Here is a 22,136-nt window from a genome sequence, read left to right as displayed (position 1 = left end):
CATGCTCAAGCCGGAAAAGGTAGTCCGATTCTACGCTTACACAACTAAACTGCATGTGGACGATATGGCAGAGGCCCTCATGGAGTTCGATGATGTCCACGTAGAACCCCCAGAGGGACTCCCCGGCGTCAAACCTCCGGAGGGCCTAGAAACTCCAGATTTAAATGCTTACGAAGAAATAATCAGGGCTTTAGAAAGAGCGAGCGCGTTAACTGGAATATCCCTAGAGGATATCTTGAATCAGGCTACTTCTAATAAAATTCCAGAGACCGTTGATCACAAGGAGCTGATCTCGGAACTGGATGAATTGGTGGGAAAGTACCTCTCCTTGAGGAAAGAGCTTGAGCTAGCAAAGAAGGCGAAATCCTTGCTTAAAGAAAGGGCTAATAGATTGAGGGAGCTAGAGGAGAAGCTCGAGGAGCTCGAGATGAAAATAAAGGAGTACTACGCGGCAGCTCTTGAGATAACTGAGGAAAATCCCGCAAAGCTGCGACTGGGAAGAATGCTGCTAGAAATAGATAGGGATCTCCTGAGGGCTTCTTCGCTAGTAAATGCGGCCCTAAACCCCTCCATGTCCATAAACGATATAAGAGAGATCCTGAGGAATCTACTGGAGCCCCTATCCGAGTTAGAGGCAAGATTATTGGCGGTACAAGACGAATTGAAGGAAGAGAAGGAGATAGAGGAAGTTAAACGAGGCACACAAGATCTCAAGGAGATTCTTGAAGAAATAAGTAGGGAGATAGAAGGATACATGGTGAGGAAAGACAAATTATCCGAACTCAAAGCCGTGGAAAGTCTTTGGAATAAGATGAGAGACACTGTAAGGAAGGTTCCGGAGTTGAGCCCTCTATTGGTTGAGAGAGAGCCAGCGATAGCTAAGGTTACACAGCAGATAGCTGATTTAGAAAACGAGATAAGTAGAAGGGAGGGCACCATAAGGGAAAAGCTTCAGTTAGCTAAGAAACTTATCGCTAACGTAAGAGAGACCTTTATCAGGCTTAGAGATAGAATGCTTACTATTAAAGCGGTAGCAGCAGGAGAAGCTGAACAGAGGGTATCCGAGCTTATAGAGGGAGCTAAACCGATAATCTCTGAGAAAGGTAAGCTAGAGGAGGAGATCAAGAAACTAGAAGTACTCAGCAACAAGGAAGAGGTGGGCAAGCTGAAGGAGGAGGCAGAAAAACTGCTCTTAAAGGTGAGGGAAACTGCAGCCAAGCTAGCCTCGAAGGCACTCTCGGTGAAACCGAGGGCAATTCTGCAGAAACTGAAGAAAATGACCTATGTAGGTGAGGAGATAGCGGTGATATCAGGATGGGTCCCTTCATCTAAAATCGACGACTTCGAGAGGAGCATTAAGGATAAACTGGGTAATTACGTGGCTCTGGAGTTAGAAGAGCCGAAAAAGGGCGAAGGAGTCCCCTCCAAGGTCAAATTGCCTACAATACTGAGACCTGTCCGTCTACTAACTCACAGGCTTTACGGATTGCCATCGATAAGGGAGCTGGATCCGACGCCAATAACTGCGATATTCTTCCCACTGATGTTCGGGATGATGTACGGTGACGTGGGTCATGGTCTCACCTTGGCCCTCTTTGGTGCTCTGCTATGGGGTAGATCTAGAGGAGCAATGAAGGAACTGGCTGGTCTGTTAATCTACTCTGGAATGGCGGCAGCATTCTTTGGCTATCTATACGGCATGATTTACTTCATGGAATTCACTGAACATCCTATACTCAGTCCCCTCCATGATACCATGAGGCTGATGGCTGTCGCTCTTCTATTCGGAGCTTTCGAACTAATGGTCGGCTTCGTCATGAACACCATTAACAAACTTCTGGAGGGGGATATCTTTGCCGCGCTATTCGAGTATAAGGGAGCTACGACACTAATCATGTATGCAGGCGCTGTCTACGCCGTTATCAGGAATAATGCCGATATAATGGGTACAATAACCGATCCGCTGTTCATATCAATGGTAGTACCTCTATCTATAACAGCTACAGCTCCCGTGATAAGGGCTGTGAGGGAAGGACACGGTATAGGAGAGGGTATGTCAGAAATGATCGCAACATTATTAGAGAGTGTGCTAGCTCTCTTCAGCAACTCACTGTCCTATATCAGGTTGGCTGCCTTCGCGGTGATTCACGAGGTCTTCGGGGTCCTAACGGCGCAGCTTATACTCGGTAAGGAGATCGCGACTCTATCCGATCTGGGATCTTTAGTAGCTCCAGGGGCCCTAATAGGATTCGTGTTCATGAACATAGCAGTTATGGGGCTCGAAGGAATGCTCTCATTCATACAAGCCACTAGGTTGACATTCTATGAGTTCTTCTCGAAATTCTACAAGGCGGCTGGGAGGGAGTTCAAGAGGGTCTCCGAGCTTCTCGGGCCTGCTCTCTCCTGATAACAAATTTTTTATTAATGGTAACCATGCACTCAGAGGTCTCCACCAGATCGAGATATGCAAGGGTGATCGTATGGTCAACACGAGGAAGAAAAAACTGCTGTCATATGTGATATTAGGAATTCCCCTATTGCTCCTGCCTCTGTCGATTGTAAGTGCTGCTGCATCACCTGAAGAGGCCGCGGCTGGAGCCGGTGGTCTAAAGTTTATAGGAGCCGCCGTCGCCATTATTGGAAGCACCATCGCCGCTGGAATAGCTCTGTACGGTGTGGCCATAGGTGGTAGCGCTCTCCTCGCCGAGAACCCGAACGCATTCACTCAGGTCCTTATATTGGGAGGTCTGGCAGAAGGAGTGGCAGTTTACGGTCTGCTGGTAGCCTTCCTCATACTGGGAGGCTGAATCCTCCCAAATTTATTTATATACGAGTGAATACCTGCCCTCTATCCTTCTCCTTTATGGGTAAATAAGCAGTACACAAGGATGTACTTGAGAAGGGAAATTTCAAATTGGTGGTAAAGAAAAATATCACTCAGTGGGAGGGGCCAGCAGGTTATATAGAACTTCAGGGTCTACCCCACTCATCCTCCCGAGTAAGATCGTCTTTATACTCTGAGACTCCCACTCAGAGCTTATCAGGTACATGAGCACATATGCCTCCGTCATGGATCCCTTCAAAGATATTCTGAGTGAGTCTATGTAGGTCTTCTTAGCTATGACATGCTCTATTATCCACGGCTCTCCGACCTCTTTCATAGCTCCATCTATTTCTATGGAAACCGCCCTATATGAGGCTAAGTTCGCTAATTCGTCTAGGAATTCTTTTAAACTATCTGTTTTCGTAGCAGTTTCAAGTAATTTTCTAAAAGGCAGCTTAGAGAACACCTTAGCGAGTAAATCGTTCTTCACCCCTAGATACTTAGCCTTCAGCAGGTTCCTCAGGAGCACGTTTTCCATGTAAGAGTGGAGTAGTAATGAGGTAGGGGATCTCTTGCCTATCTTCATGGCTTTAAGTTGAGATTCAAGACGATCCATATAGTACCTGTCTAAGGCTAGATCTATCTCAGTGATATCTCTCTCACTGGAGGAGAGCCACGAAGACAGCAGTATAACTAGTCTCCTATCCTCCAACAATTCCAGTAGTGTTTCAAGCCTATCAGCCTTAGACAGCTTTTCCACATCCATTACGTAGTATTCCACGGGTAAGAGCCTCAGCTCTCTCCTCTTACCTCCGAATAGCAACGAGAAAACTATCCTCCTCAAGTTCTCTATATCGTACTTACTCATGAATGCCTTGATGAGATCCTCAATTGGCGTCCCTCTGGAGAGGGAGATCAACTTCCTAGCTCTTATTGAGTTAACTCTCAAGCATACCTCTTCTACCTTGAGAGCATCGAGCAAATCTTCGGGTCCCTCGAAAAAGCTTCCATAGGCAGTAGGAGATAGCTTATCGAAGAGAGCCCTTTCATCCTCTAAAAACACCCAAGACCTTATGTCCTCCGGATCAGTCAAGTGAGAGGCTAAACCGTGCGTTCTTACAACTAGATACTTCCTCTTCGCACCTTTTAACATCTCAAACACCTCTTTTCAGCTGTCTATACTTCTTTACACGAAGGAACTCTTCCAGAGCGTCCTCCTCCAGGGCTTCCTCGATGTACTTGATGGCGGCCTCGTGGTCAGGTATTATTATCTTCTCCAGAGCATTCACCTTCCTCATTGTATCTGCTAGAGCCGCAGCTAGCCTCTCGAACTTGGCCTCGGAGTTTACTAGCGGCATCAGCTCCTTTATTGCCTCTGAGAACTTTCTAGCGGCGGCTATCACCACTGCGTTCAAGGAGGGGGAGGTAGCCAAAGCGAACTCCCTTATCTCTATCTCAGGTATCTCCACGCCTATGACGCTCCGCACCTTCATTTCCGTGAGGAGGGGCATAGTCAGCAAGGCCGCTTTCCTCATCTCATCGGGTCCGGCGGCAGCATAAGCCAGTCTTAGGAGCTTGTAGGCCTTCTCTAACTTCTTCTCGACTTCGTTCCTCCTCCTAAGGTCCGGAAGTAAGTTCTGACTCTCCTTGACCAGCTGATCCCTCTTCATCTTGAGAGCGTCGACTCCCGAGCGGAGGAGTCGCGTTCTCTCCCTTAAACGGATCAAAAACCCCTTGGTGGGGAGGACCCTCCCCACGGAGCGGAAGCTCAATCTCACTCACCCTCTGCCTGGGCTGCGATCCTCCTCTTCGGGTGGAACTTGTTGAGGGTCTTCTCGCTTATCCTCGTCAGCTCAGCCTCGGGCAGTATGGACAGTATGTCCCAAGCGATGTCCAGCGTTTCCTCTATGCTCCTCCTCTCCCTGAAGCCTTGGGCCACGAATTCCCTCTCGAACCTCCTAGCGAATTCCAAGTACAGCTTCTCCCTCGGGCTAAGTCCCGCCTCGCCTACTATTTGGACGAGCTCCCTAGCCTTGGTACCTTGGCTGTAAGCGGCGTAGAGCTGATCTGAGACCTCCTTGTGGTCTTCTCTCGTCTTTCCTGGACCTATACCGTCCTTCATGAGCCTGCTAAGGCTCGGCAGGACGTTGATCGGAGGATAGATGCCCCTATTGTGGAGATCCAAGTCCAAGAATATCTGGCCCTCGGTGATGTAGCCAGTGAGATCTGGTATGGGGTGGGTGAGGTCCCCACCGGGCATCGTCAGTATGGGCATAAAGGTTATGGAGCCAGGTCTGCCGATTATCCTGCCTGCCCTCTCGTAGATGCTCGCTAGGTCGCTGTACATGTATCCCGGATATCCCTTCCTGCTTGGTACCTCCTCCCTAGCGGAGCTGAGCTCCCTCAGCGCCTCGCAATAGTTGGTCATGTCCGTGATTATGACTAGGACATCCATACCCAAGTCGAACGCTAGGTACTCAGCAGCGGTCAGGGCGACCCTCGGGGTGGTTATCCTCTCTATGACCGGATCATTAGCTAGGTTTAGGAAGAGCACGGACCTGCTCAGCGCTCCGAATTCCTCGAACTGCCTCCTGAAGAAGAGAACGTCATCGTACTTCAGACCTACTGCCGCGAAGACTATGGAGAATCTCTCAGCCTTTCCAGGGACGACCGCCTGCCTCGCCACCTGAGCGGCTACCTCGTTGTGAGGTAATCCGGACTCGGAGAATATCGGAAGCTTCTGACCCCTGACCAAGCTCAACATCCCGTCAATGGCGGATATACCGGTCTCGATGAACTCGTCCGGGTAGTCCCTCTTGGCCGGATTTATGGGAGCGCCGTTTATGTCCCTGTAGTCATCAGCCCTTATCTTAGGGCCTCCATCTATCGGCTCACCTGCGCCGTTGAACACTCTACCGAGCATCTCGTCCGATACAGGGATCTTTAAGGTCGAGCCAGTGAACTTGACCATGGCGTTGGAATCAAGCCCTTCAGTGTCTCCCAGCACCTGTATGACGACCTTATCCCTACCGGCCTCCAGCACCTGACCGAACCACTCCCTGCCATCCTCGGAGTATATCCTGACCACTTCCTCGTAAGCAGCCCCAGGGACACCCCTCATTATGACGAGGGGTCCCTTCACCTGATCAATCCCCTTGAAGGTCAGACCGTACACGGACATCTCATCTCACCTCCGCAAGCAGGGAGGATATCTCAGCCTCAAGTTGCGCTATAGCCTCCTTGACAGCGCTCTCGAATTCCTCCTCGGGCACGAACTTGAGCCTCCTGAGGAGACCCAGCGATTTCATTTCAGCTATCCTCGATATGGGAACACCCGCATCTATCATGGGTCTGGCTCTATCGTAGAACTCCAACAGTGTTTTCAGGAGGAGGGCCTGCTTCTTCGGGGAGCAGTAGGTATCTACCTCGTGGTAGGCGTTCTGCACCAAGAATCCCTCCTTGATGAGCTCCGCAGACAGGAGGACGAGCCTGTTCTCATCGGAGAGAGCGGCCTCCCCCACCACCCTGGCCACCTCCTCCAAGCTGGAGGCCCTCTGAAGAAGGGCCATGGCCTTGTCCCTGTAAGCCATCATGTCATGTCCGGTGTGCTTGATCCACCACTCCTTCAATCCACCAGTATACTTTGAGAAGCTCCTCAGCCAGTTTATGGATGGGAAGTGCCTCTTGAACGCCAAGTCCTTGTCCAGAGCCCAGAAGGCACCTACGTACCTCATGGTGTGCTGGGTGACGGGCTCGTTGAGGTCTCCCCCGGAGGGACTCACGGCCCCTATAACGGCGACGGACCCTAAGTCGTCCCTCTTACCTCGGACCTTAATCCTACCAGCCCTCTCGTAGAACGAGGCTATGTAGTCAGGTAGATAGGCTGGATACCCTCTCTCGGATGGTATCTCCTCAAGCCTAGAGCTAAGCTCCCTCAGCGCCTCAGCCCACCTGGAGGTCGAATCTGCCGTGAGAACCACGTGAAGCCCCATATCCCTGTAATACTCGGCGTAAGTAATCCCCATGAAGATGCTGGCCTCCCTAGCAGGGACTGGCATGTTACTGGTGTTGGCAATGAGGACGCTCCTCTCCAGCAGAGGACTCCCGCTCTTGGGATCGACCAGCTTTGGGAAAGTGTGTAGCAGATCGGTCATCTCATTACCTCTCTCTCCACAACCCACGTATACCACGACATCCGCATCTGCCCACTTCGAGATTTGGTGAAGGGTCACCGTCTTACCGGTGCCAAAGCCGCCGGGCACGGCGGAGGTGCCTCCCTTGACTATGGGGAAGAAAGTATCTATCACCCTCTGCCCGGTTACTAGAAGCTCTACGGGGGCTAGCTTCTCCCTGAAAGGTCTGGGCGTCCTGACAGGCCATTTATGATACATCTTAACCTCTTCCTTACCGCCTATGTGCTCCACCACGACTACAGGCTCCTCTATAGTGTAGTCTCCCTCAGGGAGGACCTCTATAACCTTGGCCTTCTCTATGGTCGGTGGGAGCATTATCTTGTGAGTGATGGAGCCCTCTGGGACGGTTCCTAGGACATCCCCAGCGACGACATCGTCTCCAGGCTTGACCAAGGGGGTCCACTGCCACTCCTTATCTCTAGAGAGGGTGGGCGCCTTAATTCCCCTAGTGATGAATGGACCGCCAGCTTTCTCGGCTATGACTTCTAAGGGCCTGCCCAGTCCGTCGAGGACCTGACCCAGTAGCCCCGGCCCTAATTCAGCTGAGAGGGGCTCTCCAGTCCTCTCGACGGGTTCACCCGCCTTCACTCCACCAGTGGGCTCGTAGACTTGTATTATCGCCTTGTCCCCTTCTATCCTGACTATCTCACCTATGAGTCTCTCCTCTCCGACGTAAACGACCTCCCTGATCTTAGCACCCCTCATTCCCTCGGCTTCTACTACGGGACCCTTTATGTGGACGATAATACCTTTACTCTCATAAACTAACTCGGACAAGCTTACACCCCCTCAAACAATCTCCCTATTATCTCTATCTCCTTGGTCTCTCTGTAGGCCCTCAGCCTACCATCGAAGGTGTTGTAGTACCTCCTCTCATCCCTACTGTCCCTCACAACGACCCCTCCGATGACCGGGACCGTTCTCTCGTCAACGGAGGCCTTTATATTTTCTTTCTCCAACTTCCTAGCTACCTTTTCGAGCAGGGATTTATCCTTCTCCCTACCCATGAGGAGTACCTCCTTCTCTCCTAGGACCTTCGCCCCCTCCAGCGAGTATCTCGTCAGTATCTCCTCGTAGTTCCATCCCGGCTCTTGGCCATCGGCTATAGCGGCCAGCTTCTCGTGCACTCTCCTGAAGAATTCACTCAGCAGCTCGGATTTGGTCATGAGAACTATTTGATTAGCCTCTACCTCAGCAGCGCTTCTCTTCCTCGCAATCTCCTCCCTCATCTCCCTCTCTGCCCTCTCCCTCTTGGATCTCAGTATCTCCTCCGCCTTTCTCCGGGCTGACTCGATTATCTCCTTAGCTCTCTTCTCGGCCTCCTTCCTGATGGCATCAGCCCTATCCTCAGCCATCTTGAGGATAGCCCTGACGATGGCCTCGGAGTCCTTATCCACGCTAACTACTTCCTCCCCACTCACCCTCGAGCACCTCCCTAACGACTTCATCGACGAGGGAACTCATCCTCTCGGATGCCACCCTCCTTAGCTCCTCAGCTTTCATCTTAGCCCTATCAACAATCTCCTTAACTTCCCTCTCGATATCCTCCATTACCGCTACCTCCACCGGAGTGTTCTTGGCCTCCTCGATTATTTTCTTTGCCTCTTCCTCGGCTTCCTCGATCATTCTCTTGGCTTCCTCCTCGGCCTCCTGAATGATCTTGGCAGCCTCCTTCTCGGCCTCCATAATGGCCTCAACCAATCTCGGCATTTCTCTCACCTCATAATCAGAACTTCAGCTCCTCGCTACCTAAAGCTCTAGCCAGCAAGGATGCCAGCTCCTTCAACCTCACCCCCCTCGCACCTTCCATATCGGGCACTACCGCGAACACAGGGCTCACCTTACCCCTTCTGAGTAGATCCTCCCTATAATCTCTGATCTCCTCAGCTACCCTCTCGTTGATGAATACCACGTGAGGTAACTCGCTCTCATTGTCCCTGAAAAATTTTATCAGATTCCTGCGACCCCTGATTACCTTCGCGGGCACTCCGATCATCTCGAATCCCAGCGCGAGCACTTCGTCGTCCGTTACAGCTATAGGGGAGCTGGCAATCCTCGTCCGTTCGCTCACTGAAGCACCCTATACCCGAAAGCTTGGAAAATTATAAAAAGCCATATAGCCCGCTTACCCTAGCGGGGGTGGCCGAGCTCGGACCAAGGCGGCGGACTTAAGATCCGCTGGGCGTCAGGCCCGCGTGGGTTCGAATCCCACCCCCCGCACCAGGGCCCCGCCGCCTTTCACCCCTCATGAGGTGAGCATCTGCTTGGGAGTGGAAAGGGAGGTCAAGCTGAAGATCCCCCATAGCGAATTTCTGAGTCTCTTGAGGGGGAAGAAAATCTCCTTCAAGATACTGGAAGCGATAGAGCAGGAGGACTTCTATATGGACACTCGCTCCTGTGACCTCCTCACCTCAGGAAGGGTATTGAGGGTGAGGATCATTAGTAATCTAGTCAGAGTCACCTACAAGGGGAGGAGGAAGGGTGGAGGTATAGAGAAGGTCAGGGAGGAGATTGAAGGGGAATTGGGGGATGAGAAATGCGGGGAAGCCCTCTCCAAAGTAGGAATAAACGTAAATTGCCCACCCGAACTCAACGAGCTGATGAACCTGCTCTCCAGTAGAGGTTATGAGGTGAAGATCGTGGTATGGAAGAGAAGGACGCCCGTTCTATTGGATGGATTCGATGTAGAGGTCACGCTGGACTACGTGAGAGATTTAGGAGAGTTCGTGGAGGTGGAGGGAGACGATGCAATGGATCTAGTTCGAATACTCGGTATAGAGTGCAGAGCAATCATACCCAGCTACGCTGATCTAATCCACGCCCTTAAGCAGTGATTTCACGCCTGATTTCTCAAGCAAGTCCAGAGAAGCCCTCTCTGCCTCAGCAAAGATATCCTCCTCGTCCCTCCTGGTGAATTTGCCGTCCTTCAAGATAACCTTACCATCTATCAGGACGTGCCTCACATCTGTAGATCTAGCAGAGTAGACCAGATGGGACACCACGGAGTGGAGGGGCACCCACCAAGGTACTTTGACGTTCAGAAGAACAATATCCCCCCTGTATCCTTTACAGATCCTCCCGATCTTCCATCGAAGGAAATCTCCGGGTATTCTAGTGGCCATGTCCAGCGCCGTCTGAGCCGGTATCGCCTTAGGATCCCTCTTCGAGACCTTGTGAATGAGGGCGGCCACCTTCATGGTCTCGAACATATCTAATGTGTTGTTGCTGGCTGGTCCGTCGGTTCCAAGAGAAACCCTAACCCCTTTCTCGACTAGGTCGGGTACTGGGGAGATCCCCGAGGCCAACTTAAGATTGCTCACGGGATTGTGAGATACTAAGGTGGATGTCTCCCTAAGGAGAGCGATCTCCATCTTGCTAGGCCAAACTACGTGCGCAGCGACCGTTCTATCACCCAATATACCGTATTCATGGGCCAGCTCTATCGCCCCCTTCCCGTACTTCTCTTTAATATCAGACACCTCCTTCTCGGTCTCCGCTAGGTGAATCTGGATGGTGGACCCATTATCCTCCGCCTTCTCCGAAATTTCCCTCATCCTCTCCGGAGAGACCGTGTAGGGAGCGTGAGGTCCATAGCCCGGCTCGATCAATGGGTGATCTCGCCACTTCTGAACGAACCGATCTGCTAAAACCATGCACTCGTCTACATTCTTGCATTCCGGAGTTCCAAAGTCTATTATCGCCTCGCTCAGCGCACCTCTCATCCCTAGATCACTGAGAACCTCAGCTACGACGTCCTCGAAGAAGTACATATCGAAGATCGTCGTGGTACCGGTTCGCACCGCTTCTAGCACTCCCAGAGCGGTTCCGGCCCTTATGTGATCTGGTCTCAGGTGAGATTCCATGGGCCAGATCTTCTCCTGCAACCACGGGAAGAGGTCCATGTCGTCAGCCACTCCTCTTAGAAGGGTCATCGGTATGTGGGAGTGCGTATTAATCAACCCGGGAATCGCCACCATGCTGCTCCCATCGATCACCTCATCAACAGGTCCCTTCACATCACCCACATCCTCAATCTCCCCGTCCTTTATCAGGATGCTTGCCCCCCTCAGGACCCTCCTCTTATCGTCCTGAGTAACCACATACTCCAGCCCCTTGATGAGCACTTCCAAGGGAATCCCCCTCATCAGCAGCCGGATAAATTAAATAGACGTTACTGGATTCCAGCTTGGTATCTTAAATGAAGTGGAAGGCTCTTGTCCTATTGACGATTGTTCTAATGTTTCCTGAGATGATCCCCTCGGCTCAGCAGGAGGAGGGGAGTGGACATTACACTTACATATACACGGTCAAGGAGAGCGGTTGGATAGACATAGTGACTCGGTTCAACTCGACGGGGGAGGGAAGTACCTGGGTCCTTGTGCCGAAATTCAGGGACTACAACTTCACGGTCCTCTCAGGGTCCATCAAGGATAAGGAGCTAATAAGGGACACGTCCTACTACTTCTACTCGAACCTCACGTTCTCATACACACCAGAAACTAATGTGGAGATCTCGTGGAGTTATAGGTTTGGCGCTCTCATCGTGGAACCCAACGGAGCGTTCTTCTCCACACAGATAGCCTTCTCTCGGGAGGATGATGCAACCATACTGGTGAAGCTTCCAAAGGGCTTCATCCCCCAAGGGATCGAGCCGAAGGGATACGAGCTTCGGAGAGAGGGGGAGTACAATGTGGTGAAGTATGACGTAGACGGGAGCAAGAACAATACGATGAGGGTCCTCATATCGTTCAAGGTGAAGGACGGTCAGGAGTTCAGTAAAAGGGAGGTCGGCAAGCTCACCATAAGCTACCCCCCCAGATACGAGGATGTCGTCGACAACATAACCAAGTACTACGAGGCCACTCTACCCTTAATAGAGGAGTACACATCTGTTAGAGAGGAGATACCTGTAAAAGTCAATCTGTTCGTTCCAGGGGCCATGGAGGAGATAACAACCTTGGGATACACGGGGCCTAGGTTCACATCTGATGTGATAACTCAGGGAGAGATAAATCTGAACATGATGCTGGTCAGAATGCCCGATTACGAGCTGCCGAACACCTTCGTGCACGAACTCCTCCATCAGTACATGCAGGCAGCAGGACTCAGTGTGGACCTGAGATGGGCCCACGAAGGTCTGGCCCAATATCTAAGCTCCGTGATAGTGGAGAAGGCGCTTAGATTCCATGTTCCCTACGATAAGGAAGCCGAAAGAGCTGTGATGATGCAAACCGGTGGAGACCTAAGTTTCATCTTAGGATGGAAGGGAGGGGGCCTCCCAGGCAACCCCGGTCTATACTACGCGGCTAGTGAGGTCCTGATAAGGAGGCTGGCGGACAAGTACGGAGGACCCGACCTCTACAAGAGGTTCTTCCAGCTCATCAGGAGAGACAGGGTCATCGTCAAGGAGCTAGGGGATTTCGTCAGGTACCTCAGCGAGGCAGCCGGTCAGGACATCTCCGACTTCCTCAAGTCATTCGGCATAGACGTAGAATCGATAGATGAGAGGACCTTAGCCCTAATGAAAACAGCTAGGGAGTATGCGGAGGCCACCTCGTGGTTCAACCCGTTTTCAAAGGAGGCGCTTGAGGTACTGAGCGAGAGCAGGACCAAAGAGACGGCCATACAGGCAATGGCGATGGTGGCGCTTGGACTTGTCACCGAGGCCTTGACAGCCGCGGTGATAATCTCAGGCATTACATTCCTTCTAAGAGGCAGGAACATTCCTTATGAACAGGGGTCAATCACGAACGAAAAGGAGGGGGGCGGGGAGGGTCTCAGAACACCCTCTCCGACTTCTCAAGGTGGAGCAGAAAATTCCACTTCTCCATGACTATTTTCTCCAACTCCTCAATTTCCTCATCACTTAACCCCCTGAATCTGTCCTGAAGCTCCAAGAATTCCTTAAGGGGCCTCTTCCTCGGTTTCACCGTTATCCTCAATTTCCCATTCTCTATCTCGTATAGAGGCCAGAAGTAGGTATCTACCGCGAGCTTGGCCACTTCAGCGGTTTTACTTACTGGGGAATTCCAGCCAGGCGGACAGGTAGAGAATATGTGGATGTACCTGAATCCCTTTATCTTCTTGGCCTTCTCGAACTTGTTCGCTAGATCGAAGGGATATCCGACACTGGCGGTGGCTACGTAAGGAACCCTATGCGCCGCCACTATCATGGGCATGTCCTTGGGCATCTCCCTCTTGCCGGTCGGAGTGGTCTTGGTCCAAGCCCTAAAGGGGGTGGCTCCTGACCTCTGAATGCCCGTATTCATGTATGCTTCGTTATCGTAACATACGTAGATTATGTCCTCTCCCCTCTCAGCAGCCCCTGATAGGGCCTGTATACCTATGTCGACAGTCCCCCCGTCTCCCGCCCAGACGACAACGTTCACATCCCTCCCAAGCATCTTATAAGCCCTGTACACTCCAGATGCCGTGGCGGCAGCTGCTGGGAATGCTATATTGTAGAGAGGTGCTGAGATGGCGCTCTTGGGGAACGGCGACTGAATGACACTGAAGCACGAGGCAGGAACCACGTACACGGTGTTAGGTCCCAGCACCCTAGAAGCTATTCTGAAAGCTAAAGTCGCCCCACAGCCGGGACAGGCTGCCGATCCCGGAAGATAGGAACCAGATTCCTTCCTCAGATCGTGTATGGTCAAGGTCATAACCTCACCTCCTCCGAGAGTTCTATCTTCTCATACTCCGGCTTGAGCTTGTACCAGTAGTAGGGTCTCCTCAGCCGATCGGAGGTTATCCTCCCGATCCCATCCTTGGTCATCTCAACTATGTCCTCGTAAGTTACATCCCTGCCTCCTAAACCCGTAACGTAGTTGACTACCGGAGGGCTGCCAGATATGTTGTAGAGCGAAGATCTTACCTCTATCCCAATGGGACCGCCAGAGCTGAAGGCGATGCTCCTGTCTATGATGATCACTCCCTTCCTGTCCTGCAGAACCTCAGCCACGTCTCTGTGAGGGAACGGCCTGAACGCCCTTACCTTCAGGAGGCCGACTCTCATTCCCTCCTCCCTGAGCTCGTCCACCGCCACTTCAGCCTCAGAGGCCATAGTGCCAGCCGTCACTACGACGTAGTCGGCGTCCTCCACCTTGTACTTCCAAGTGACCCCTCCGTGGTACCTGCCGAACTTCTGGAAGAACTCTTCAGCGACATCCTCGATGAGATCGAGGGCTCTCCTCATTGAGAGATCCATGGACCACCTCATCTCCTGATACTCTTCAGGAAGCGCCAGATTGCCGAATGTTATAGGATTCTCAGGATCCAACTTCCAGTGAGGTGGGCTGTACTCTGGGAGAAACTCATCGACATCCTCCTGCCTCGGGATATTGACAGGCATGTAGGTGTGACTGAGCACGAACCCATCCAAACACACCATGAACGGCAGGAGAACATCAGGATGTTCAGCCACCTTGTACATCATGAGTATGGTGTCCAACACTTCCTGATTGGATGATATGTAGACTTGGAGCCAGCCGGTATCCCTCTGGGACATGGCGTCTTGGTGATCGACATGAATGTTCCAAGGGGGACCCACCGCCCTGTTGACGACGGCCATACCTATCGGCAGCCTGGAGCCAGCTGCCCAGTGGAGGACCTCCGACATCAGCAGTAACCCTTGACTGGCGGTAGCCGTGAAGGCCCTCACCCCAGCCGCCGACGCTCCTATGGCTGCGGCCATGGCACTATGCTCGCTCTCAACCCTTATGTACTCAGCATCCATGTGGCCGGATTCTATAAATGAAGCTATGTACTCAACTATGGTGGTCTGAGGGGTAATGGGGTACGCTGGAACGACCTTAACACGAGCCAGTTTAGCTGCTATGGCTGCGGCCTGGTTACCAGTTATTATCTCCCAAGTTCCCTCGACCGCCATATCACTCCTCCTCCTTGATCATTTGTATGGCCTTCGTGGGGCACACGTCAGCGCAGACACCGCATCCTTTACAGAAAGTATAGTCTATTTGTGGGAACCCGTTGGGTCCCTCGGTTATCACATCCTCAGGGCAGTAAAGCCAGCACAGCCAGCACTTTATGCACTTATCTTCGTCAACTACGGGCTTCTCGACCCTCCAGAGACCAGTTTTACCAGCCGCTCCTTTGGACGGCTTGGACACTGGGATAATGATTGGGATACCTAGGCCCATCTAACAGGCACCAAGGACTCTTACAAGAAAACCCCTATAAACATTGTTAAGCATAGAACGGCCGGAAAAAGCCCCTCCTAAAATAAGGAATTTGTAGGGGCTCAGTAAGCCCCTGCACCGGCTCTAGCAGGCCTCCTCTCGACGGCCTCCTCCTTTACTATGAGCCTCTTGCCCTCGAACTCGAGCTCGAGGGTCTCCCCAGCAAGAGCACCGGGCTTCACGCTCACCTCAATGGGCTGCTCGTCTCTCATGGGGTAAAAGATCTTCCAGACATTGGCCTTGAGTCCAGGCCTCTTCTCCTCAAGGAATTCAAGTATCCGGTCCGTCATGGGAACTCCAACCCTTCTCGTTACCATATTGCTCACCTCTCGCACTGCCCGTTATGGGGCCAGTCTACTCCCTCGTGCTACTGTCCATTTAAAAATATAACTGCGAGAGTTATCCTGTCGGACAGGTGGTTTCCCTGAGCGGTCTAGAGGGTAGTATTGTCCCGTATAGCTTCCTAGGAATTCAGGAGAGCTACAAGGATTCTAGTTATGTTATAGTGGGCGTCCCTTATGATGCAACCTCATCTTGGATGCCCGGTTCCAGAGCGGGACCCCTAGCCATAATCGAGGCATCTCGCTATATGGACCCTTACGACATGGAGCTAGGATGCATACCGGCTGAAGCTGGTCTGCATACCATTCCAGAGCTCTCAGTGCTGGAATCTACCCCGGAATCCATGGTGAGCACGGTTAGATTAGCGGTAGGCAAGGTGATCGATGATGGGAAAGTCCCTATTTTACTGGGAGGGGAGCACACCCTGAGCTTAGGAGCCGTACAGGGGGTGAAGGATAGGATTGAGGTTTATATGACACTCGATGCTCACGCAGACTTTTACGACGAGTACGAGGGGCGAAGAATATCTCACGCGACAGTCTCTAAGAGGATCAGTGAGCTCGTGGAGGAGGTAATCATTTACGGGGTAAGGACCTTAGGATGGGAGGAGAGGGAGGAGCTAGACTCCTTAGACAATGTCACCCTAATCCCTCTACTCGCTCGTGATGGTGAAGCTATGGATGCACTCCTCAGAGGAATAGAGGGGAAAAATGTGTATCTGAGCGTGGATGTGGATGTGCTCGACCCATCTGCACTTCCGTGCTTGGGAACACCCGAGCCCGGGGGGATGAGCTATAGAGACGTAGTAATGGTCCTCAGGAAGGTCTTCAGGAGGGCGAAAGTCGTGGCGATGGACTTCGTAGAATTCTCCCCGTGCCCGGGCATGAGGTCCGATGCTTACACCGTGGCTAGGCTAGTCTACAAGTCCATAGGGTATCATGTCCTTTACTCTGGGAAGCAGGACCTCAGATGCGGCGCCGATGAGTAGGATCTCTATCCACGCCTTTATCAGAATCCCATAGATCACCGCGTCGGTGATCCATCCCGATACTTGGGGGGCTATCACCGGGATCCACAGCTTGAAGCTGGCCCACGTGAAGAGGGACTCTGGGATATACCCCACCATTAGGGCTAGGAGTGGGTGACTAGTTTTCTTGGCTAGTAGTCCAGTGAACAGACCAGTCAAGGCCTTCCCCGGGAACATCAGGGATCCAGCTAAAGGTCCCAGCCCGCCTAGCAGTCCGAATCTGATGAAGGGCACTAGGGAGATTATTGCCCCCACTAGGGTAGCTTCAGCTGGGCCTAGCATATAGGCAGAAAATACGGTAGCGATATGCGATAAGTCCACCGCTATCTGAGGATGTAAATTACCTAAAACCGTCGAAAATAGGGCAAGCACGTTCCCCAAAGCTCCGAACATCGATACAGCGGCTATTCTCTTACTCGCATCATGGACCGCCAAGGTAGCCACCGACGCGGCTATGCTTTCAAAAATAAAAATATTTCTAAAATGAAATCACTCCGCTACCTCTAACTCCGGGGCCCGGACTATCGCTCTAACGAGTTCTCGGAGTCCTTCCCCACTCTTAGCCGATACTGGAATTATGGGGACTCCATCACCTATCATTTCCCTGATGACTTCCTCTCTCGCATCGTACTCGTAGTCCTCTAGCCTGTCCACCTTGTTAGCGGCTATCACAAAAGTCTCCCTTCCTTTACCTAGTTCAGATAAGATCTTCAGACTCTCAGCTAGCTTGACCCTCATGAGGTCCAGCTTGTCGGATACGTCCACCACCAGCACCTGCCTGTGGGAATGAGTTATGTCCAAAAGGTTCAACTGGAAGGAAGCTATCAGTCGCGGGTCCAGATCCAGAACGAACCCGATAGTATCCACTAAATATGTATTCTCTCCCTCTATTCCCCCGTACTTGGACGATAGGGTGGTGAAGGGCATATCGCTGACAGGCTTCTCGAACCCCGTCAAAGCATTGAATAAACTCGTCTTCCCCGCGTTGTAGTAGCCGGTCAATACCGCGATTCTCGCCCCTCCTTCGATCCTCTTCATTATTTCGAGCTCCTTCTGCCTGCTGAGCTTGTCTATCTTCCTCCTCAAGATCTTCATCCTCTTCTGTATGGCCCTGATCTGCTTGTGGTAGGCGTACTCACCGCCTCCCCTGAAACCTGCCCTCATCTTCTTGTACTTTATCGAAGCCGACAGCTTTACGTAGGGGAATGCCTTCTCTAGGGTGGCTAGCTCTATCTGGAGCTTCGATAGTATGTCACTGGCGGCCTCTCTGAATATCATCAGGGTGACATCATACCTGTCTATGACCTCAACGCCCAGTTTCCTCTCTAGGTTCCACTTCTGCTTGCTGGTTAGGGTGTTATAGATCACGAATACGTCGGGATCTATCCTCTTGATCCTTTCACGGATCTCCTCAACCTTGCCCTTCCCGAATACATAGTCCACGGTCTCCTTCGGCCTCACCTGAATTATTCTCTCCACTATCCTGTAACCGAGAGCCCTGAGTAGGGACTCCAGCTCACCCATCCTTATCTTGTACATGTGATGGTCGTGGACGTTAGTCTTGACCATTCCCGTTATGGCCCTGTATCCGGCCACCTACTCTTTCCTCCCTCCCTGTGCATCTAGGTATCGAGTAAATAAACTGTTCGCTCTCGAGGCTAAAGGTATGGGTTACGAGGCCTCTCTGTAAGCTCCTTCGGACCCTTAACAGTGGCGTCTATTATCATCTTGCCTTGAGGGAGCTTGATGAGTCTCTTTTTACCATCTAATTCGATCTCCCTCAGGTTACTGTGATCCAAGGAGGACCCCTTAATCCCTGAGATCACCTTGAAGTCGTCGGGTATGTGCGCCCTCTGCAACACGGCCCTCATAACCTCCACATAGTCCAACACATCCACGTCATCGTCGACTATGATGACCCTCTTCAGGCTTTTATGAGCCGAAATGGCCATCAATCCCGCTAAGGCAGGCTGATCAGGAGAGCTCTTCCTTATGGAAATCACAGCCTCGATCCATCCAGCCCCACCGGGGGTCATGGCTACATCCACCACATCCGCCACCTCGGAGACCCTGTCCTCGATGAGCGGTTCCACAGGAAGACCCATCAGGAGCTGATGCTCACTCCCAGCAGGGAGTATCGCTTGGTAAAATCCATCAGGCCTCGCATAGATTTCCTCCACTTCAAAGACCGGCTGCTGCCTGACGATGTCCTTTCCCAATATCTCGTAAAAGGGCCCTTCGAAGGCCCTCTCCTTGGCTAGAATCTTTCCACAGATGACTATCTCCGATCTGGAGGGGGCCCACGCTTCAACTCCTTCGCATTGGGAAATGCTTACGGGCTCTCCAGCTATCCCCCCAGCCAATGCTATCTTGTCCATGCTCTCCGCTGGCACCGCCGAGGCCAGCATTACCTCAAGAGGGCTTCCAATGGAGATCGCCGCCGGTAAGTCCTCACCCTTCTCCGAAAATCTCTCTATGGTTCTGCTGAGCTTTCTGCCCTCAACAGCCCTTAAAACGAGCTTTTTATCTCCGATAGGCATCATCCTGTGGTAAGATGATGAGAAGAGACCATCTTCGTCCTTGAATACGACGATAGACGCCGTCATGTAAGGACCGGGTTCACCTATGTAGTGCTTCAGTATGGGAAGCTCTGATAGGGTTATACCTGCCCTAACCCATTCAGGACCCCCTTCCACTGGTAGGATGGGATTCTTGAGGGCCCTCCTTATCCTACTTCTCATCTCCCTCATATCAGAGATACTGAAGGAAGTAAGGAGGGTCTCCCTTGACGTCGCCACACCACCCACTACCCGGAAAGCGCTCCTCCTTCCATCAATTAACAGGGGATTTTTGAAGAGGACCGCCTTCCTGCCATCCCATTTCTTCAGGTGAGCCGCAATCTCATACTCTACGGAAGTTTCCTTGTCGATTACGTGCAGAAGATCTCTTTCCTTCAGTCTTTTTAAGGCAAGCCTGAGATCCATAAGCCTCCCCCCCACTGACCTTAACATCTTTTTATTCCCTACTACGGATTCCCACCGAGGTGTCCTTCCCCATGTGGAAATTCGGTGAAAGGACTCACTTCATAGGAGAGCTGCAGGACCTTCCTGAGGGAGAACGCGTTAGGATAGCGGGTTGGGTGTACAGGAAGAGCGAGTTGGGAGGCGTGGTGTTTATACGACTTCGAGACTCCACGGGTGTTGTCCAAGTGGTGGTGAAAGAGGGAGAAGTTGGGCAAGACGATCTAGAGCGCTGCAGGAGTGCGGGCATTGAGGCATCCTTGGTTGTAGAGGGCAGGGTGAAGAGGGATCCGAGGTCCCCTACAGGAGTCGAACTTCTCGCCTCCAGCATCAAGATAGTCGGCTCCTCCCACGACTTCCCGATAAAACCTGACTCTGGTGAGGAGTTCCTGCTGGATAACAGGCACCTCCATCTCAGGACTACTAAAATGAGGAACGCCCTTCTGATCAGAAGGGAGGTCATGAGGGCCGTTGAGGAGTGGTTCATAACCAATGGCTTCGTCAGGGTCGAGGGCCCGACCTTCGTGGGAGCTGCGGTTGAGGGAGGGGCCACACTGTTTGAGGTCCCTTACTTCAACAGGAAGGCATATCTAACCCAGAGCTCCCAATTCTACCTAGAGGCCGCCATATTCTCGTTCGAGAATGTGTATACGGTGCAACCCAGCTTCAGAGCGGAGAAGTCCAGAACTAGGAGGCATCTGACCGAGTTTTGGCACGCCGAGGCGGAGATGGCCTGGGCCGATCTCAATGACATGATGGATGTGGTTGAATCACTGCTCAAATATGTCTCCCAGAAGGTGGTGGAGAGAGCTGGCCATGTGCTAGAAGCCCTAGGTAGGAGATTCGAGTCTCTAGAAGGAAACTTCCCGAGGATTACGTACGATGAGGCATTGGACATCGCCCAAAGAAAGGGCGCATCCATAGAATGGGGGGAGGATTTCGGGACCGAGGTGGAGAGAGCCATATCGCTAGAATTCGATCTACCTGTATTTGTGACCCACTATCCGAAGCAGGCTAAGGCCTTCTACCACAAACCAGATCCTGATAGGCCTGAAGTGGTCCTATGCGCTGACCTATTGGCACCAGAGGGAATAGGTGAAATAGTGGGAGGAGGTCAGAGGATAGAATCAGAGGAAGAGCTCCTCAAGAGGATTAGAGAGGAGGGGTTGAATCCTTCAGACTACAAGTGGTACATAGACCTCAGGAAGTACGGCAGCGTACCTCACTCAGGCTTCGGCCTAGGAATAGAGAGGACAATAAGGTGGATAGCCGGCCTACCGCACATAAGGGATGCAATACCCTTCCCGAGGACTCCGACAAGGCTCTATCCCTGATCCCCCACATCCTCCAACTTCGCCTCTTTCACCCGCTTAAAAGGCGTGTTCAGGACCTCTTGGAGCTTCCTAGCCTTGGCCTCGCCCACCACCCTTCTCAACCTATGGAAATCAGCACTAAAAACGTCTCTTAGCGTTCCAAACTCGTTTAACAACTTCTCGGCTGATTTAGGACCTATAGAGGGAAAGCTCACGAGGATCGAGTAGGCCTCCTCCCAAGACTTCGGCTTCCTCCTCCTTTTGATGGGTATTATAGAGGGTCTGTCCCCCTCAACCTTCCTAGATAAATAGGCCAGAAACCTAGCCGTGTCCTCGGGGGATGTGACGTGGATGACTGAGACGCCTCTAAGGGCTAAGGAGGAGAGAGCCCCCAAGTAATGAGGGACGGCATTTCGTCTGATATGGAAATAGGGCTCCTCTATGACTATTACGATGATCTCACAGTTAGTTCTCATTTGCTCGACCTGATCGAATAGCCTGCCGTCGTAGATGGACTTGATGAAATCGTTCAGTGATTTTCTTTCCACGCAGACGTTGGTACCAATCAGATAATCCGATACCTCTATTCTCCTCCTCTCAACGACTACTCCTCGCTTTCTAAGCAGTTTCTCTATTAGTTCTGGCTCTCTATCATCCATGACTATCCTCAATGTCCTCACCGCTGAGCCATACGCTCCTTATCTCCCTAATTAGTTCCCTGCTCTCCTCAGCTGAGTCAGCATACTCCATCTCATCCAGTACCATCCTAACGGCACCGCTCTCCAAGTACGTGGCCCTTCCCCTAACTATCACTTCCCGACCTATCATCTCTCTCGCTATTTTATCGGTTGGTACGGAATGAGAGGGCTCCCCCAACTCATCAGCTGCCTTTATCACATCCTCAGTGCTCATTCCCAGTATCCTCTCGGCTCTGTCCCTGAAGGCCACGACCCTTGCTATTCCCGTCCCATCATCTATTGTGAATGTGATATAGAGCAGAGGGGTGGCCCTCTCCAACTCACCGCAATTGGGACAGTGAAATCTACCATACTCAAACTCTACACGCGCACCGCAGTTAGGACAGTGCCAAGTCACCCTCGCAGTATCGGAGAACGAGATGATTGTCCCCCTGAACTCCCTTAGGCCATCAGATGATTCGCCTATCCACATCCTCCTATACTTTATCCTCTTAGCTGCCTTTTCCAGTTTGGGAGGA

23 protein-coding genes and 1 tRNA gene are annotated in these 22,136 nt (G+C 51.9%); 7 read left to right on the top strand and 17 right to left on the bottom strand.

From position 1 onward, the window contains the following. Position 1 precedes the first annotated feature (1 nt). Complete coding sequence (locus QI197_03645; protein MDK2372454.1) at positions 2 to 2,407, top strand: V-type ATPase 116kDa subunit family protein; 2,406 nt, start codon at positions 2 to 4, stop codon at positions 2,405 to 2,407. 73 nt (positions 2,408 to 2,480) lie between these two features. Beyond that, positions 2,481 to 2,807, top strand: coding sequence for an ATP synthase subunit C (locus QI197_03640; GenBank protein MDK2372453.1), 327 nt, complete (start codon positions 2,481 to 2,483; stop codon positions 2,805 to 2,807). Between the two features lie 126 nt (positions 2,808 to 2,933). Here QI197_03640 and QI197_03635 read toward each other — a convergent pair whose 3' ends face one another. Genes QI197_03635 through QI197_03605 form a run of 7 tightly spaced genes read right to left on the bottom strand, consistent with a single transcriptional unit; the run spans position 2,934 to position 9,088 of the window. Beyond that, positions 2,934 to 3,977 (bottom strand): V-type ATPase subunit, encoded by a 1,044-nt coding sequence (locus tag QI197_03635; protein MDK2372452.1) that lies wholly within the window; start codon positions 3,975 to 3,977, stop codon positions 2,934 to 2,936. A 1-nt stretch (position 3,978) separates the two neighbouring features. Next, positions 3,979 to 4,596 (bottom strand): V-type ATP synthase subunit D, encoded by a 618-nt coding sequence (locus QI197_03630; GenBank protein MDK2372451.1) that lies wholly within the window; start codon positions 4,594 to 4,596, stop codon positions 3,979 to 3,981. Positions 4,597 to 4,598: 2 nt separating this feature from the next. After that, positions 4,599 to 6,005 carry a V-type ATP synthase subunit B gene (locus tag QI197_03625; protein ID MDK2372450.1) on the bottom strand — a complete coding sequence of 469 codons (1,407 nt, stop codon included), beginning with the start codon at positions 6,003 to 6,005 and terminating at the stop codon, positions 4,599 to 4,601. A gap of 1 nt (position 6,006) precedes the next feature. Further along, complete coding sequence (locus tag QI197_03620) at positions 6,007 to 7,794, bottom strand: V-type ATP synthase subunit A (GenBank protein MDK2372449.1); 1,788 nt, start codon at positions 7,792 to 7,794, stop codon at positions 6,007 to 6,009. Between the two features lie 2 nt (positions 7,795 to 7,796). Then, entirely contained in the window at positions 7,797 to 8,438 is a 642-nt protein-coding gene (locus QI197_03615) for a V-type ATP synthase subunit E family protein (GenBank protein ID MDK2372448.1), read from the bottom strand. After that, on the bottom strand, positions 8,416 to 8,727 hold the full coding sequence (locus QI197_03610) for a V-type ATPase subunit subunit G family protein (protein ID MDK2372447.1): 312 nt from the start codon (positions 8,725 to 8,727) through the stop codon (positions 8,416 to 8,418). The genes QI197_03615 and QI197_03610 overlap by 23 nt, the downstream gene beginning before the upstream one ends. A 16-nt stretch (positions 8,728 to 8,743) precedes the next feature. Then, entirely contained in the window at positions 8,744 to 9,088 is a 345-nt protein-coding gene (locus tag QI197_03605) for a V-type ATP synthase subunit F (protein ID MDK2372446.1), read from the bottom strand. A gap of 62 nt (positions 9,089 to 9,150) precedes the next feature. Between QI197_03605 and QI197_03600 the strand changes: the two genes are divergently transcribed. Beyond that, a tRNA-Leu gene (locus tag QI197_03600) sits at positions 9,151 to 9,240 on the top strand. 47 nt (positions 9,241 to 9,287) lie between these two features. After that, positions 9,288 to 9,851 (top strand): class IV adenylate cyclase, encoded by a 564-nt coding sequence (locus QI197_03595; GenBank protein MDK2372445.1) that lies wholly within the window; start codon positions 9,288 to 9,290, stop codon positions 9,849 to 9,851. Here QI197_03595 and QI197_03590 read toward each other — a convergent pair. Then, on the bottom strand, positions 9,828 to 11,141 hold the full coding sequence (locus QI197_03590) for an amidohydrolase (GenBank protein ID MDK2372444.1): 1,314 nt from the start codon (positions 11,139 to 11,141) through the stop codon (positions 9,828 to 9,830). The two genes, QI197_03595 and QI197_03590, sit on opposite strands and share 24 nt — an antisense overlap. Before the next feature lie 74 nt (positions 11,142 to 11,215). On the opposite strand from QI197_03590, the gene QI197_03585 reads away from it, so the two are divergent. Further along, a complete protein-coding gene (locus tag QI197_03585; protein MDK2372443.1) occupies positions 11,216 to 12,850 on the top strand; it encodes a hypothetical protein in 1,635 nt (544 codons plus the stop codon). Here QI197_03585 and QI197_03580 read toward each other — a convergent pair. The 4 genes from QI197_03580 to QI197_03565 all read right to left on the bottom strand — a co-directional run bounded on the left by QI197_03580 (position 12,795) and on the right by QI197_03565 (position 15,535). Beyond that, positions 12,795 to 13,682 (bottom strand): 3-methyl-2-oxobutanoate dehydrogenase subunit beta, encoded by an 888-nt coding sequence (locus QI197_03580; protein MDK2372442.1) that lies wholly within the window; start codon positions 13,680 to 13,682, stop codon positions 12,795 to 12,797. The genes QI197_03585 and QI197_03580 overlap by 56 nt on opposite strands. Beyond that, a complete protein-coding gene (locus QI197_03575; GenBank protein ID MDK2372441.1) occupies positions 13,679 to 14,908 on the bottom strand; it encodes a transketolase C-terminal domain-containing protein in 1,230 nt (409 codons plus the stop codon). The genes QI197_03580 and QI197_03575 overlap by 4 nt, the downstream gene beginning before the upstream one ends. A 1-nt stretch (position 14,909) precedes the next feature. Continuing rightward, positions 14,910 to 15,179: a 4Fe-4S binding protein gene (locus QI197_03570; GenBank protein MDK2372440.1), complete on the bottom strand. Its 270-nt coding sequence runs from the start codon at positions 15,177 to 15,179 to the stop codon at positions 14,910 to 14,912. Positions 15,180 to 15,280: 101 nt separating this feature from the next. After that, positions 15,281 to 15,535: a hypothetical protein gene (locus QI197_03565; GenBank protein MDK2372439.1), complete on the bottom strand. Its 255-nt coding sequence runs from the start codon at positions 15,533 to 15,535 to the stop codon at positions 15,281 to 15,283. Positions 15,536 to 15,633: 98 nt separating this feature from the next. On the opposite strand from QI197_03565, the gene speB reads away from it, so the two are divergent. Continuing rightward, positions 15,634 to 16,548, top strand: a complete 915-nt coding sequence (gene speB, locus QI197_03560; protein MDK2372438.1) for an agmatinase — start codon at positions 15,634 to 15,636, stop codon at positions 16,546 to 16,548. On the opposite strand, the gene QI197_03555 is transcribed toward speB, so the two are convergent. The 3 genes from QI197_03555 to QI197_03545 form a co-directional block, all read right to left on the bottom strand. Beyond that, positions 16,474 to 17,022, bottom strand: a complete 549-nt coding sequence (locus tag QI197_03555; protein MDK2372437.1) for a hypothetical protein — start codon at positions 17,020 to 17,022, stop codon at positions 16,474 to 16,476. The genes speB and QI197_03555 overlap by 75 nt on opposite strands. 54 nt (positions 17,023 to 17,076) lie before the next feature. Next, complete coding sequence (locus QI197_03550) at positions 17,077 to 18,183, bottom strand: 50S ribosome-binding GTPase (GenBank protein ID MDK2372436.1); 1,107 nt, start codon at positions 18,181 to 18,183, stop codon at positions 17,077 to 17,079. Between the two features lie 62 nt (positions 18,184 to 18,245). Continuing rightward, positions 18,246 to 19,571, bottom strand: a complete 1,326-nt coding sequence (locus QI197_03545; protein ID MDK2372435.1) for a UbiD family decarboxylase — start codon at positions 19,569 to 19,571, stop codon at positions 18,246 to 18,248. A gap of 71 nt (positions 19,572 to 19,642) precedes the next feature. On the opposite strand from QI197_03545, the gene asnS reads away from it, so the two are divergent. Further along, on the top strand, positions 19,643 to 20,941 hold the full coding sequence (gene asnS, locus QI197_03540; protein ID MDK2372434.1) for an asparagine--tRNA ligase: 1,299 nt from the start codon (positions 19,643 to 19,645) through the stop codon (positions 20,939 to 20,941). On the opposite strand, the gene QI197_03535 is transcribed toward asnS, so the two are convergent. After that, positions 20,932 to 21,591, bottom strand: coding sequence for an ERCC4 domain-containing protein (locus tag QI197_03535; protein MDK2372433.1), 660 nt, complete (start codon positions 21,589 to 21,591; stop codon positions 20,932 to 20,934). The two genes, asnS and QI197_03535, sit on opposite strands and share 10 nt — an antisense overlap. Then, on the bottom strand, positions 21,572 to 22,136 hold a 565-nt coding region (locus QI197_03530), incomplete at its 5' end, for a hypothetical protein (protein MDK2372432.1). The genes QI197_03535 and QI197_03530, both read right to left, overlap by 20 nt.

The sequence above is a fragment of the Thermoproteota archaeon genome (assembly GCA_030130125.1).
Taxonomy (GTDB): Archaea; Korarchaeota; Korarchaeia; order Korarchaeales; family Korarchaeaceae; genus Korarchaeum.
This window is presented reverse-complemented; position numbering and strand designations above follow the sequence as displayed.